General features: G+C 69.6%; 3 protein-coding genes. 2 read left to right on the top strand and 1 reads right to left on the bottom strand.

Annotation, left to right across the window (positions count from 1 at the left end; translation table 11 throughout):
- Positions 1 to 381: 381 nt before the first annotated feature.
- Complete coding sequence (locus tag C2U58_RS20430; RefSeq protein ID WP_102946352.1) at positions 382 to 2,463, bottom strand: glycosyl hydrolase family 18 protein; 2,082 nt, start codon at positions 2,461 to 2,463, stop codon at positions 382 to 384.
- Between the two features lie 300 nt (positions 2,464 to 2,763).
- Here C2U58_RS20430 and purL point away from each other — a divergent pair, with 300 nt between their 5' ends.
- Both purL and C2U58_RS13720 read left to right on the top strand, forming a co-directional pair.
- A complete protein-coding gene (purL, locus tag C2U58_RS13715) occupies positions 2,764 to 6,648 on the top strand; it encodes a phosphoribosylformylglycinamidine synthase (protein ID WP_102946353.1) in 3,885 nt (1,294 codons plus the stop codon).
- Positions 6,649 to 7,095: 447 nt separating this feature from the next.
- Complete coding sequence (locus C2U58_RS13720; RefSeq protein WP_102946354.1) at positions 7,096 to 15,684, top strand: ESPR-type extended signal peptide-containing protein; 8,589 nt, start codon at positions 7,096 to 7,098, stop codon at positions 15,682 to 15,684.

The following is a 15,684-nucleotide window of genomic DNA, read 5'->3' on the forward strand; positions in this document are numbered from 1 at the left end:
GATTCGACCGCGGCAACCCGATTGGTAAGGGTGTCCGGGGCGCAGCTGCGTAGTGGCAGGGTGGTCAGGTCAGGCGCGGTTGTCCTGCTGCCGTTGCCCCAGGTCGGCTCCCATCGGCGGGCTGCCTGCCAGTTCCTGATCGTCTTGATGGAAATGGGCTTGAGCAGCGTCCGGATTTCGACTTTGTCCCGGGCGCGCGCATTGCCGAATACAGCCGCCACGCGTAGAAAAACCGTTGGGGTTCGCAAGCTGGGTTACCGCACTGTTGAACAGGGTGGCCCATTATTCGTCGGCGACGCTTGCCGACGACTTCCATGATTCGATCAACGACTACGCCGTATCGCGCCCGGAGCCATCGCGGCCCCGGGCGCGTCCTGCGCGTTACTTCAAGCCATTGCTGATCGTGTTCACCAGCGTGCCCTGGGTGTCATCGCCGCTGAACTCCCAGAAGAACGCGCCGCCGAGGCCCTGGGTTTTCACGTAGCCCATCTTCTCGGTGACCATCGCCGGAGTGTCGAAGCTCCAGAACGTGGTGCCGTTGTAGCTCCAGGTGGCGCGTGCGTTGGCGTCGGTGAAGATCGGATGGTTGAGGTTCTTCAGCACCTTCCAGTCTTCAATGCCCGCTTCGTACGTCCCCGCCGCCGCACTGCCGCTCTGGTACAGGCCGTTGTTGACGTTCGGCACGTTGGTCCAGCCGCGACCGTAGAAACCGATGCCCAGGTTGAGCTTGCTGGCCGGCACGCCACGCGCGATGAACGCTTCCATCGCATCGTTGCTGTTGTACAGCTTCGTATCGCCGGTCGACGGGTCCGACGGCGAATCGAACAGCGCCGAATGGTGGCCGGTGATCGGGTCGAACGCGCCGTGGAAGTCGTACGTCATCACGTTGATGTAATCGAGATAGCCGTGATACGCCGCCGGGTCGGTCACCCGGATCTTGTCGATGCCCGCGCCGACCGCCACGGTCAGCAACAGGCCCGGGCGCACCGCATCGAGCTGGCGGCGGAACTCGGCCATCAGCGCGGTGAAGTTGGCGTTGTCGGCCGCAGTACCGCAGCTCAAGCCGCACGCGACCGGGTACTCCCAGTCGATGTCGATGCCATCAAACACCCCGGCCGCCGCGCCTACGCCACCAGCACCGTCGGTCACCGGCAGGTTGCCCTTGATGTAGGCGTCGATGCACGACGCCACGAAGGCCTGGCGGTTGGCCGGCTGCGCCGCGCTGGAGAAGCCGCGCGACCAGGTCCAGCCACCGAGCGAGATCAGCACCTTCACGTTCGGGTGCTTGGCCTTGAGCTGCTTGAGCTGGTTCCAGTTGCCGCGCAGCGGCTGGTCCCACGTGTCTGCGCTGCCGCTGACGCTTTCACCGGCCTGGAAGGCCTTGGTGTAGTCGGCGAACGCGTCGCCGCCGGCCCCGGTGTTCGGGTCCGAAGGCTGGGTGACGCCCACTTCGCAGCGGTTGTTGCGCACGTTGCCGAACGCGTAATTGATGTGGGTCAGCTTGCTGGCCGAGCCGCTGGTGTCGATGTTCTTGACCCGGTAGTTGCGGCCGTAGATGCCCCACTGGGTGAAGTAGCCGATCACCCGCTTGTTGCCACCGCCGCCACCGCCCGCTGCGGTGGTGACGCTGATCGACGCGCTCTGCGCCGAGGCGTTGCCGGCGTTGTCGCGCGCACGCACACGGTAGGTGTACGCGGTGCTGGCAGTCAGCCCGCCGTCGGTGTACTGGGTGGCGCTGGGCGAACCGACCAGGGCGCCGTTGCGGTACACGTCATAGCCTGCGACGCCGCTGCCGCCGTTGTTGTCGGTGGCTGCGGTCCAGGCCAGGTTGACCGTGGTGGCGGTCTTCGAGGGCGAGGACAGACCACCCGGCACGCTGGGCGCGGTGGTGTCATTGCTGGCCGCGTTCACGGTCACGCTCACCGTGGCCGAAGACGTCACCGCATTGTTGTTGTCGGTGGCCACCGCCTTGAAGGTGTGGGTGCCGGCCAAGGCATTGGCCCAGGTGACGCTGTAGGGCGCGCTGGTGTCGATGCCGAGCGAAGTGCCGCCCCGGAAGAATTCGACCTTGCTCACGCTGCCGTCGGCGTCGCTGGCGTTGGCGCTCACGGTAATGCTGCTGCCGGCGCTGAAGCTGGCGCCGTTGGCCGGCGAGGTCAGGCTGACGCTGGGGGCCTGGTTGCTGCCGCCGCTGTCGCAGGCGCCCAGGTTGGTGTAGTACGGCGCGCCGGCCGGATGGTCGGGCGGGGCGTTCCAGATGTCCTGGTTGGCCCGGTAGAGGATGCCGCCTTTCTGCAGCGTGCTGCCTGCCAGGTAGATCGCATTGCCGTTCCACTCGGGCACTCCGGTACAGCTCGCGGCAAGCGCGACGCCGGGGGCGAGGGTGGCCGAGGCCAGCGCAAGCGCCAGCAGCCAGCGAGGGGATAACGATGTCACCGTACTGCGCGCAATCGGGTCAGCCATGGTCGTACTCCGATCAAGGGTGGCGCTGGGCGGCGGGGTGCCGCCCAGCGGTGCAGCAGGTCCGGGGCCGGTGAGAGGGGCCGGCAACAGCAGTGGGGGCGGACGGGGTCCCGCCGGGCGTCGGGCTGGGCGGGTCGTGGCAACGTTGTCATGGATCGGCGGGCCATTCCGTGCGCCAGCGCAAAGTTCGGGCGGCTGGTCGGTGAACCGGGACGGGCCGGCGGCAGCCCGGCAGCGACCACCCGGGGGCGTCGGACCGGTACAATAGTGGGCCCCGTCTCCAACCACGGTTCCCCGGACATGATGGTCCTCGAGGGCGCATCCGCCCTTTCGCCGTTCCGCCGCGAACGGCTTGAAACCCGCCTGCAGTCCCTTGCCGCCGACGTTCGCATCACCGGTGCCTGGCACGTCTACTTCATCCAGACCGAGGGCGAGGCCACGCCGGACCCGGCGATCCTGAGCCGGATCCTGGAAGCCCAGCCCGCGCTGGCACCGCAGGAGGCCGGGGCCGTCACCCGCTTCGTGGTGCCGCGCCTGGGCACGCTGTCGCCGTGGTCGAGCAAGGCCACCGAACTGGTGCGTGGCGCCGGGCAGCCGATCCGCCGCGTGGAACGCGGCCTGCGTATCGACCTGGCCGGCTGGCCGGCCGATGCCGACGCCCGCGAGGCGCTGGTGCGCGCGCTGCATGACCCGATGACCCAGTCGGTGCTGGACGACGCCGCCCAGGCCCAGGCGCTGTTCACCGCGCCGGCCCGTGGCGAGCTGGAGCGGGTGGCGCTGGACGACCTGGAAGAGGCCAACCGCCGGCTCGGCCTGGCCATGGCCCAGGACGAGATCGACTACCTGCGCCAGCGCTTCGGCGAACTGGGCCGCAAGCCGTCGGACGTGGAACTGATGATGTTCGCGCAGGCCAATTCCGAGCACTGCCGGCACAAGATCTTCAACGCCAGCTGGACCATCGACGGCGCCGACAAGCCGCACTCGCTGTTCCGCATGATCAAGAACACCCACCAGCAGACCCCGCAGCACACGCTCAGCGCGTACAGCGACAACGCGGCGGTGGTGGCCGGTTTCCCGGCCGCGCGCTATCGGCCGGACCCGGACAGTGGCCAGTACCGCAGCGAGCCGGTGGTCGACTCGGCGTTCTGCATCAAGGTGGAAACGCATAACCACCCGACCGCGATCGCCCCATTCCCGGGTGCTTCGACCGGCGCCGGCGGCGAGATCCGCGACGAAGGCGCCACCGGTCGCGGCGGCAAGCCGAAGGCCGGCCTGACCGGCTTCTCGGTCTCGCACCTGCGCATTCCGACCCTGCCGCAGCCGTGGGAAGCGCCGCGCGCGCTGAACCCGCGCATGGCCCCGGCACTGGACATCATGCTGGAGGGCCCGCTCGGCGGCGCCGCCTTCAACAACGAGTTCGGCCGGCCCAACCTGCTCGGCTACTTCCGCAGCTTCGAACTGCCCGAAGGCGAGGGCCTGACCCGCGCCTACGACAAGCCGATCATGCTGGCCGGTGGCCTCGGCGCGATCGACCAGGTCCAGGTGGAAAAGCTCAAGCTGCAGCCCGGCGACGCGGTGATCGTGCTCGGTGGCCCGGCCATGCTGATCGGCCTCGGTGGCGGTGCCGCCAGTTCGGTGGCTTCCGGCGAAAGCGCCGAGGACCTGGACTTTGCCAGCGTGCAGCGCGACAACCCGGAAATGGAGCGGCGCTGCCAGGAGGTGATCGACCGCTGCGTCGCGCTCGGCCTGGACAATCCGATCCGCTGGTTCCATGACGTTGGCGCCGGTGGCCTGTCCAACGCCATTCCCGAGCTGCTGCACGACTCCGGCGTGGGCGGTGTGATCGACCTGGGCAAGGTGCCCACCGACGATCCGTCGCTGTCGCCGATGCAGTTGTGGTGCAACGAATCGCAGGAACGCTACGTGCTCGGCGTGCCGCAGGCGCGCCTGGCCGAGTTCGCCGCGCTGTGCGCGCGCGAGCGTTGCCCGTTCGCTGCTGTCGGCGTGGCCACGGCGGAAGAGCGCCTGGTGGTCGCCTACGGCGCCACGGTCGGCAACATTCCGGCCGATGCGCCGATCGACCTACCGATGGACGTGCTGTTCGGCAAGCCGCCGAAGATGCACCGCGACACCGCGCACCCGCCGGCACCGCGCTGGCCCGCGCTGAAGACCCACGGGCTGGACCTGCACGAGGCCGGCCTGCGCGTGCTGGCGCACCCGTCGGTGGCCTCGAAGAACTTCCTGGTCACCATCGGCGACCGCAGCGTCGGCGGCCTGACCGCGCGCGAACAGATGATCGGCCCGTGGCAGCTGCCGCTGGCCAACGTCGCGATCACCCTGTCCGGCTTCGACACCCTGGCCGGTGAAGCGATGGCCATCGGCGAACGCACCCCGCTGGCCCTGCTGGACGCGGCTGCGTCGGCGCGCATGGCGGTCGGCGAAGCCATCACCAACCTGTGCGCGGCCCCGGTCGATGCGCTGGAGACGGTGAAGCTGTCGGCCAACTGGATGGCTGCGGCCGGCCACAATGGTGAAGATGCGCTGCTGTACGACGCGGTGCGCGCCGTGGGCATGGAACTGTGCCCGCAGCTGGACCTGAGCATTCCGGTCGGCAAGGACTCGCTGTCGATGCAGGCGCAGTGGCACGACGCCGGCCAGGCACACAAGTCGGTGTCGCCGGTGTCGCTGGTGATCTCCGCGTTCGCCCCGGTGGCCGACGCCAGCACCCAGCTGACCCCGCTGCTGGACCGCGACACCGACAGCGAGCTGTGGCTGATCGGACTGGGCGCGGGCAAGCAGCGCCTGGGCGGTTCGATCCTGGCCCAGGTGCATGCCGACCACAGCGCGCTGCCGGCCTTCGCCGGTGCCGTGCCGGACCTGGATGACCCGCAGCGCCTGCGTGGCTTCTTCGAACTGATCCGCGACGCCCGCCAGGCCGGCCTGCTGCTGGCGTACCACGACCGCAGCGACGGCGGTGCGTTTGCCGCCCTGTGCGAGATGGCCTTCGCCTCGCGCCAGGGCCTGGACATCACCCTGGACGCCTGGGGCGATGACCCCTTCCGCAGCCTGTTCAATGAAGAACTGGGCGCCGTGGTGCAGATCGCGCGCGAAGACCGCGCCGCGTTCGCCGACCTGGTCGAGCGCCATGCGCTGACCGAATGCGCACAGCGCATCGCGCGCCCGACCACCGCACCGGTGGTGCGGGTCTCGCTGCAGGGCGAAAGCCTGGTCGAGTGGCGCTGGGAAGCGCTGTTCGACGCCTGGTGGTCGGTCACCCACGCCATGCAGAAGCTGCGCGACAACCCGGACAATGCCGACCAGGAACGCGCCGTCGCGCGCAGCTTCACCGCGCCGGGCCTGAAGCCGAAGCTCAGCTTCGACCTCAATGAAGATGTGGCAGCTCCGTTCATCAACACCGGTGCGCGTCCGCGCGTGGCGGTGCTGCGCGAGCAGGGCGTCAACGGCCAGATCGAAATGGCCAACATCTTCGAACGTGCCGGCTTCGACAGCTTCGACGTGCACATGAGCGACTTGATCGAAGGCCGCGTGCAGCTGTCCGACTTCACCGGCCTGGCCGCGTGCGGTGGCTTCAGCTACGGCGACGTGCTCGGTGCCGGTCGCGGCTGGGCCACCTCGGTGCTGGAGCGCAGCGCACTGCGCGATGCGTTCGCTGCGTTCTTCGCGCGCGAAGACAGCTTCGCGCTGGGTGTTTGCAACGGCTGCCAGATGATGAGCCAGCTCAAGGACATCATTCCCGGTGCCGAACACTGGCCGCAGTTCCGCCGCAACCGCAGCGAGCAGTTCGAAGCACGTACCGCGTTGCTGGAAGTGGTGGAGTCGCCGTCGATCCTGCTGCGTGGCATGGCCGGTTCGCGCCTGCCGGTGGCAGTGGCGCACGGTGAGGGCCAGGCGGTGTTCGCCAGCCCGGTCGACCAGGCGGCGGCACGCGTCTCGCTGCGCTACGTGGACGGTGATGGCAACGTTGCCAGCCAGTACCCGTTCAACCCGAACGGGTCGCCCGACGGCATCACCGGCCTGACCAGCAGCGACGGCCGCGTCACCATCATGATGCCGCACCCGGAGCGCACGCCGCGCGCAGTGAACCTGAGCTGGCGTCCGGCGGACTGGAACGGTGACTCGCCGTGGCTGCGCATGTTCCGCAACGCAAGAGTATGGTGCGGCTGAGTGCGTGTGATGACGCAGTGAGCACCATGTGAAAAAACCGCCGACGTTGTCGGCGGTTTTTTTTTGCGCGCGATTTCAACCTGTGTCGAAGCAACGAGTTACAGCGCGTTACATGCGTGAATGCGTGTGATGAAGAATGCTCACATCGATCTAACAAAACACGTTGATGAATAGTCAGATCTGTGACGACTCTCGCGTTCGCACAGTTTTTGACGTCAAAGTCTTGACGCCACCAAAACCCTGCGTTAACACTGAGGTCTCATTTCGACAGCGTTCAGTTCTGCAGTAACCCCACGGATGGCGCGTTCTCTGTTCGTTGCACACGCCGTTCGGCACTTCACGCAGTGATCCAAAAAATTCAAGCACACGCCCCCAGGGGACGTTGGACCACGGTGTCCGGCGTTGGCGTCGCTTTGCCTAAAACCAGTCCAACCAGGAGTCGCATCGATGAATCGGATTTATCGCAAGGTCTGGAACAAAGCACTGGGGCAGATGGTGGTTGCCTCCGAATTGGCCAGCAGCCAGACCCCGGGCGTGGTGATCGACCAGCGACGGTCTGCCGACGCACGCGGTGCGTCGGTGTTGTCCGCCGCCATTGCGTTGACGCTGGGACTCGGCATGAGCGGCGCGATATCCGATGCGCATGCGCAATCGGTGGAAGTGGGCGGCAACGCGAACTGCGTGGTGCTCAACAGCAACGTGATCGACAGCTGCGTGGTTGACGGCAACGCCACGGCGTCCGGCACCAATGCGGTGGCGATCGGCAGCAACAGCACGGCCTCGGCCGCCAACAGCGTGGCACTCGGCGCCGGCTCGCGTGCCGCACGCGCCAACACGGTGTCGGTGGGTGACGCCGGCAAGGAACGCCAGGTGACCAATGTCGCCGCCGGCACCGCCGCGACCGACGCGGTGAACAAGGCACAGCTGGACACGGTGGCGGCGACCGCTGCCGGTGCAACCCGCTATTTCAAGGCCGACGGCGCTGGCGACAACAGCGACGCGGCCAGCATCGACGGTGACGGCGCGCTCGCTGCCGGTGCCGACGCCAACGCCGACGGCGACGGTGCGATCGCACTCGGCCACAACAGCCAGGCGCTGGCCAACGCCACCACGGCAGTGGGCACCGATGCGGTGGCTGCGGGCCTCGGCGGTAGTGCATTCGGCCAGAACAGCCTCGCCATCGGCGACGCGACCGTGGCTGTCGGCCAGAGCGCGATGGCGTTCGGCCTCGGCGATGTCGCGCTCGGTGCGTCCGCCTTTGCCGCCAGCGAAAACGGCGCAGCTACGGCGATCGGTGGCCTGGCCGAAGCCAGTGCCGACGGTGCCACCGCGATTGGTGGCGGCGCATTGGCCATCGGCGCGGGCAGCACCTCGCTCGGCCGCGGCGCCGGCAGCGGCGGCGAAGCCTCGATTGCGGTGGGTGCGTTCAGCACCGCCGTGGCCGACTTCAGCGCGGCCCTGGGCTCCAACTCCGCTGCCGTTGCCGTGGGCAGCGTCGCGCTGGGTGCAGGCTCGTACGCGGATCGCGTCGACACCGTCTCGGTCGGCAACAACAACGGCCTGGAACGCCAGATCACCCACGTCGCCGCCGGCACCGAAGCCAGCGACGCGGTGAACAAGGCCCAGCTCGACGAAGTGGGCGACGTGGCCGCCACCACCGCGAAGTACGTGCAGGTCACCGGCAGCGCCGACAGCGATGCCGGCGCATTTGCCGATGGCGACAACGCCACCGCCGTGGGTGAAGCCACCAACGCACTTGGCAACGGCACCACCGCGCTCGGCAGCGGCGCTACCGCCGTTGCGCAGAACGCCACTGCGGTCGGCTACAACGCACTGGCCAGTGGCCAGAACAGCGCCGCGTTCGGCAACAACGCCCAGGCCAACGGCCCGGGCAGCGTCGCCGTGGGCGGCGCCGCCGTGGACGAAGACGGCAACCCGCTGATCACCAACGGCGGGGTGCCGGTCGATACCGGTGCCACCAGCGCCGGCGTCGGCGGCACCGCGGTGGGCGCCAGCGCCGAAGCCTCCGGCTTCGCCGCGTCCTCCTACGGCGTCGGCGCGTATGCGGCCGGTGCGCAGTCGTCCGCGTTCGGTGCGGTCGCCAATGCGACGGGCGACTACGCCACGGCGGTCGGCACCCAGAGCGTGGCCGCCGGTACCAGCAGCACCGCCATCGGTGGTCCGGCCGACCTGATCCCGGGCCTGGGCTTCTTCGTGCAGACCCAGGCCAGCGGCGAAGCCGCCACGGCGGTCGGCGCCGGTGCGATTGCCAGCGGCGACTACGCGGTGGCCAACGGCACGCTGAGCGAAGCCTCCGGCACTGAAGCGACGGCCGTGGGCTACTTCGCCTATGCGCCGGGCGAGGGCGCCTCCGCGCTCGGCGCGGAAAGCTGGGCCAGCGGCGAGCTGAGCACGGCAGTTGGCTTCTACAGCACCGCACGCGGTGCCAACAGCGTCGCGCTGGGTGCCAACTCCACCGCGGTGCGCGACAACACCGTGTCGGTCGGCGATGTCGGCAGCGAGCGCCAGGTCACCCACGTGGCCGCCGGTACCGAAGACACCGATGCGGTGAACAAGGCGCAGCTGGACAGCGTGGCCGCCACCGCCGATGAAACCGCCAAGCGCTTCAAGGCCAATCCGTCGCAGGACAGCGACGTGGGTGCGTTCGCCGACGGCGACGGCGCCCTGGCTGCCGGCGAAGCCAGCAACGCGTTCGGCGCGGGTGCGACCGCGGTGGGTAATGGCGCGTCGGCACTCGGCGATGACAGCGTCGCGGTCGGCCGCAACGTCGCCGCCACCGGCACTGGCAGCGTCGCCATCGGCGGCCTTGGCCAGGCCTACGACCAGTACAACCAGCCCATCGTCGACGGCGATGGCAATGCCGTCACCGTGGGCACCACCGCTGCACAGGACGCAGTTGCGGTCGGTGCCGGTGCGCAGGCCACCGGTGCGCAGAGCAACGCGTTCGGCAACGGCGCACAGGCGCTGGGCGACAACAGCCTGGCCCAGGGCTACAAGTCGCGCGCGACCGGCGACTACAGCACTGCACAGGGCGACAACGCGTTTGCCAGCGGCGTGGAAAGCACCGCCACCGGTGCGTACGCATGGGCCACTGCTGAGAGCGCCACCGCGTTCGGCGCCAGCGCCTGGGCTACCGACGCCAATGCCACTGCGGTGGGGTACGCGGCCTGGGCCGACGGCGCCGGTGCCACCTCCGTGGGCTACAACAGCTGGGCGCGCGGCAGCAGTTCCACCGCACTGGGTCGCGGCGCCTTCGGCTACGGCGACAACAGCGTCGCGGTCGGCTACCAGGCGCTGGGCAACAGCATCAACACCATCGCCATCGGCACCAATGTCGTGGCCGGTGGCGAAAGTGCCATCGGCATCGGTGCCGGCAGCAACGCCAGCGCCTCCAACGCAGTGGCGCTCGGTGCAGGTTCGCGCGCGGATCGTGCGTACACCGTCTCGGTCGGCAACGACGACCAGCAGCGCCAGATCACCCAGGTGGCTGCCGGTACCGAAGGCACCGACGCGGTCAACGTGGACCAGCTGACCGCCGCCACGGACAAGTTCCAGGCCACCGGTGACGGCGTGGCCGTGGCCGGCGGCGCTGAAAGCGTGGCGGCCGGTTCGAATGCCGCCACCGATGGCGACTACGCCACGGCGGTGGGCTCCAGCAGCTTCGCCAGCGGCAGCGGTGCGTCGGCAGTCGGCAGCGGCGCGTTCGCCCTCGAGACCAATGCCACCGCGGTCGGTTTCAACGCGCTGGCCACCACCGCCAATGCAACGGCGAGCGGGGCCAACGCGCAGGCCACCGCCGAGTACGCCACCGCCAGCGGCGCTGAAAGCCTGGCCTCGGGCGAGCAGAGCACCGCCAGCGGTGCGGCCAGCGTGGCCTCCGGCGCAGGCAGCCTGGCCGGCGGCGCACTTTCCGAAGCAGCCGGTGAGGAATCGGTCGCGCTCGGTTACTACAGCACCGCCAGCGGTTCCGGGGCCACGGCAGTGGGCGCGGAAAGCGTGGTCAGCGGCACCCTGTCGGCCGGTTACGGCTTCGCCTCCGAAGCCACCGCCGGCTACACCACCGCCATTGGTGGCTACGCCGCCGCCACGGCCTTCAACGCGACTGCGCTGGGCAGCTTCGCCCAGGCCACCGGGTCGAACAGTGTCGCGCTCGGCGGCGATGCCGTCGCCAGCGGTTCCTACAGTACCGCCACCGGCCAGGGCAGCCTCGCCAGCGGCACCAACAGCGTGGCCGTCGGTGGCGCGCTGTTCGGCCTGCTGCCGACCGAAGCCTCCGGCAACTACTCCACCGCCGTGGGTGGTGGTGCGTGGTCGCCGGGCTTGAACAGCACGGCGCTGGGTAACGCCGCCACCTCCGAAGGCGAAAACAGCGTGGCGCTCGGTGCGGACTCGATTGCCGACCGCGACGACAGCGTGTCGGTGGGCAGCGCCGGCAGCGAACGCCAGGTCACCAACGTGGCCGCCGGTACCGAAGGTACCGACGCGGTGAACCTCGACCAGCTCAACGCGGTCGCCGACGCGGCCGCCACCACCAGCAAGTACTTCCAGGCCAGCGGCAGCGATGCCAGCGACGCCGGTGCGTTCGTCGACGGCGACGATGCACTGGCCGCCGGTGAAGCCAGCAACGCCATCGGCAACGGCGCCACCGCGCTGGGCGCCGGCAGCACCGTGGTCGCAAACGAAGCCACCGCGGTCGGCTTCAACGCCACCGCCACCGCCGACAACGCGGTAGCACTGGGCAGCAATGCCGCCAGCAGCGGCGCCGGTGCCGTTGCAGTGGGCGACCTGAGCAATGCCAGCGGCAACGCCTCGGTCGCCATCGGCGGCGGCGCGCTGTCGCAGGGCTTTGGCGGCGTGGCGATCGGTGCCGGTTCCGAAGCCAGCGGCCTGGCCGCAACGGCGGTCGGTTACGGCGCCTGGGCGCTGGGTCGCGAGACCACCGCGATCGGCAACTTCGCCACCGCTGACGGCTGGGCCGCCAGTGCGTTCGGTGCAGGTGCCACCGCCGGCTTCTTCGGCACCGCCATCGGTACCTACAGCCAAGCCTCTGAAGTCGCCACCGCGGTCGGCCAGGGCACCTTCGCCGACATCGCCGGTGCGGCGTTCGGCGTGCAGGCGCGCGCCGGTACCTACGGCGTGGCACTGGGCAACAACGCAGCGACCGCCGACTCCGGTGTAGCCGTCGGCTTCAACGCGCTGGCCGGCGCCGATGCCAACAGCGCCAGCCAGGGCGTGCAGACCACGGCGGTCGGCAGCGAAGCCTGGGCCACCGAAGACGGTGCCACCGTGGTCGGTTACAACAGCTATGCGCAGGCGGTGAACTCGAGCGTGCTCGGCAGCAACACCTGGACCACCAAGGACGCTGAAAACAGCGTCGCGCTGGGTGCCGGCACGCTGGCCGATCGTGCCAACTCGGTCTCGGTCGGTGCCGCGCAGGCCTGGACCGATGCCGCCGGTGTAGTGCATGACGCCATCGATCGCCAGATCACCAATGTCGGTGCGGGTACCGAAGACACCGATGCGGTCAACCTGGCGCAGTTGAAGGAAGTGGCAGCGGTGGCTGAAACCACCAGCAAGTACTTCCAGGCCAGCGGCAGCGACGACAGTGATGCCGGTGCCTTCGTCGACGGCGACAACGCGCTCGCCGCCGGTGAGGCTTCCAACGCGATCGGCAACGGTGCCAGTGCACTCGGCAGCGGCGCCAACGCCCTGGCCGACAACGCCACTGCAGTGGGCTTCAACGCGCTGGCCACGGCCGAAGGCGCCGCAGCGCTGGGCAGCGAGGCCCAGGCGACCGGCGAGAACAGCGTCGCGGTCGGTAACGGTGCCGCCGCCAGCGAGATCGGTGCCAGCGCCATCGGTGCCGGTGCGCAGGCCTCGGGCGCCTACAGCAGCGCCAGTGGCAGCGAAGCAATTGCGTCGGGCCAGCAGGCCACCGCGAACGGCTTCCGCGCCACTGCATCCGAAGCCGGTGCATCGGCGTTCGGCAGCTACAGCGAAGCCAGCGGCCAGCTGTCCTCGGCACTGGGTTACGGTTCAATCGCCTCCGGCGCCAGCGCCGTTGCGGTCGGTGAGTACAGCGAAGCGACCGGCGATGAAAGCGTCGCCATTGGCGGCAGCACCTTCTTCGGCTTCATTCCGGCGCGTGCGTCGGGCACCGGTGCTGCGGCCTTCGGTGCGGGTGCCTGGGCCACCGACGACTACACCACCGCGATCGGCTGGAATTCGTGGGCCGACGCCGTCAGTGCCACCGCACTGGGCGAAAGCGCCACCGCCACCGGCGTGAACAGCGTGGCGCTGGGTGCCGGTTCCAGTGCGGACCGCGACAACAGCGTCTCGGTCGGCACTGCCACTTCGCAGCGCCAGATCACCAACGTGGCAGCGGGTACGGAAGGCACCGACGCGGTGAACCTCGACCAGCTCAATGAAGTGGCCGACACCGCCGAGGAAACCAACCGCTACTTCAAGGCCTCCGGCAGCGGCAACGGCGATGACGTGGGCAGCTACGTCGATGGCACCTACGCCACCGCCGCAGGTGAAGCCTCCAACGCGTTCGGCACCGGCGCTTCGGCCTACGGCAGCGGTTCGCTGGCGTCCGGCCGCTATGCTTCGGCGTCGGGTTACAACGCGTCGGCCACCGCCGATTCGGCCACCGCGGTCGGTGGTGCGCTGTACTACGAAGATGCCAACGGCAACGTGTTGCTGGACAAGGCGACCAGCGCCAGCGGCACCGGCGCCACCGCGCTGGGTGCCGGTGCGCAGGCGGACGGGGCGTTCAGCACCGCCAGTGGTGCCGGTTCCACCGCAGCGGGTGTGCAGTCGTCCGCCTTCGGCTACAGCGCCGAAGCGGGCAGCGACTACAGCACCGCCGTCGGTGCGTTCAGCGCGGCCAGTGGCGTGCGCACCACGGCGGTGGGCTACGGTGCCGAAGCCAGCGGCGATTACGCCACTGCGTTCGGCTGGGGCAGCACCGCCTCCGGTGCGTACAGCATCGCCATCGGCAACAGCGCACAGGCCAGCGGCGCCAACAGCTTCGCCAGTGGCGCCAGTGCCTGGGCCACCGCTGCGCAGACCACCGCGGTCGGACAGCTGGCGTGGGCTACCTCGGCCGGCTCCACCGCCCTCGGCCAGGACAGCTACGCCTACAGCGGCATCAACGCCACCGCCCTGGGCAAGAGCGCCTGGGCCAACGGCACCGGCAGCGTGGCGCTGGGCGCAGGCTCGCGTGCCACCGAAGCCAACGTGGTCTCGGTTGGTGGCGGCAACGGCACCACCGGTCCGGCCACGCGCCGCATCACCAATGTGGGCGCGGCGGTGCATGCCACCGATGCGGTGAACAAGGCGCAGCTGGACAGCGTCGCTGCAACCGCCGATGCGGTGGGGCAGCGCTTCCAGGCCAGCGGCACCGGCGTGGCCAGCGCCAGCGGCACCGATGCGCTGGCGGCCGGCTCGGCAGCCACCGCCAGCGGCACCCGCAGCAGCGCACTGGGCACCGCCGCCACCGCGTCGGCCACGGGCGCCACCGCGGTGGGTGCCGATGCCAAGGCAAGCGGCACCAACAGCACGGTGCTCGGCCGTTTGTCCTCCACCAATGCCACCAACGCGGTGGCGATCGGTAACGGCGCGTTCGTCAGCAACGGCGCCGGGGGTGTCGCACTCGGTGCCGGCGCTGCCGCGTCCGGGGCGAACTCGCTGGCGCTGGGTGCGGGGTCGCGTGCTACTGAAGCCAACGTGGTCTCGGTCGGTGGCGGCAACGGTACCGATTCGCCGGCCACCCGCCGCATCGTCAATGTCGCGGCCGGTCGTGTCGCCGCCGGCAGCACCGACGCGGTCACCGGTGGCCAGCTCAACACCACCAACCAGCGCGTGGGCGCGGTGGAAACCCGGGTCGGCGACATCGACGACCGCATCGGGTCGGTGGAGAACGCCACGGTCAATGCGCTGAGCTACGACGACAGCAGCCGCGGCACGCTGACCCTGTCGGGGATCGAAGGCACCACCGTGGACAACGTCGCCAACGGGTCCATCGCCAGCAGCAGCCGCCAGGCCATCAACGGCGGGCAGCTGTTCCAGGCACTGACCGACACCGCCAGCTTCCTCGGCGGCGGCGCCAGCGTCGGCATGCAGGGCGTGTTCGTGGCGCCGAACTACGTGATCCAGGGCAGCACCTACAACAACGTAGGCGATGCACTGGGCGCGCTCGACGCCAAGGTCAGCGACCTCGACCAGCGCATCGCCGGTGGCGGCAGCAACGCGGCACGTGCGCGCACCGCGTCGGTGTCCACCGCCAGCGTGGCGGCCGCGCCCGAAGCGGCTGACACGGCGGCGACCACCGCTGCCAGCGCGGACACGGCCCGCGTCGCCAGTGCGGATGCGCCGGTGGTGCAGGGCACGCCGACCGCGACCAGCTACGGCAGCTCGCAGCCGGTGGCAGCCGCGCTGCCGGTCACCTCGGTGGCCATGGGCGAAGGCGCCGTCGCCAGCGGCGCGTCGGCAACCGCGATCGGGCAGGGGGCCAGCGCCACCGCCGCCAACTCGGTGGCCCTGGGCCAGGGCTCGGTCGCCGACCGTGCCGACACGGTCTCGGTGGGTGCGGTGGGGGCCGAACGCCAGGTCACCAACGTCGCCGCCGGCAGCGCCGCTACCGACGCGGTCAACAAGGGCCAGCTGGATGGCGGGGTTGCCGCGGCCAACAGCTATACCGACCAGCGGTACAGCGCGATGGCCGACACCTTCGACATCTACAAGGGCGAGATCGACGAACGCCTGCGTCACCAGGACCGTCGCATCGACCGCCAGGGAGCGATGAACGCGGCCATGCTCAACATGGCCACCAGCGCCGCCGGCATCCGGACGCAGAACCGGGTCGGTGTCGGCGTCGGCTTCCAGAGCGGCGAGTCGGCGTTGTCGCTGGGTTATCAGCGCGCCATCAGCGACCGCGCCACCGTCACCCTGGGTGGTGCGTTCAGCAGTGATGACAGCTCGGTGGGCGTGGGTGCCGGCTTCGGCTGGTAA

Origin of the sequence: Stenotrophomonas sp. VV52, assembly GCF_002893095.1 — a bacterium.
Taxonomy (GTDB): Bacteria; Pseudomonadota; Gammaproteobacteria; order Xanthomonadales; family Xanthomonadaceae; genus Stenotrophomonas; species Stenotrophomonas aracearum.

Coding starts and splice junctions, on each gene's coding strand:
- C2U58_RS13720 (WP_102946354.1), top strand. CDS start 7,096: ATGAATCGGATTTATCGCAAGGTCTGGAACAAAGCACTGGGGCAGATG.
- C2U58_RS20430 (WP_102946352.1), bottom strand. CDS start 2,463: ATGGCTGACCCGATTGCGCGCAGTACGGTGACATCGTTATCCCCTCGC.
- purL (WP_102946353.1), top strand. CDS start 2,764: ATGATGGTCCTCGAGGGCGCATCCGCCCTTTCGCCGTTCCGCCGCGAA.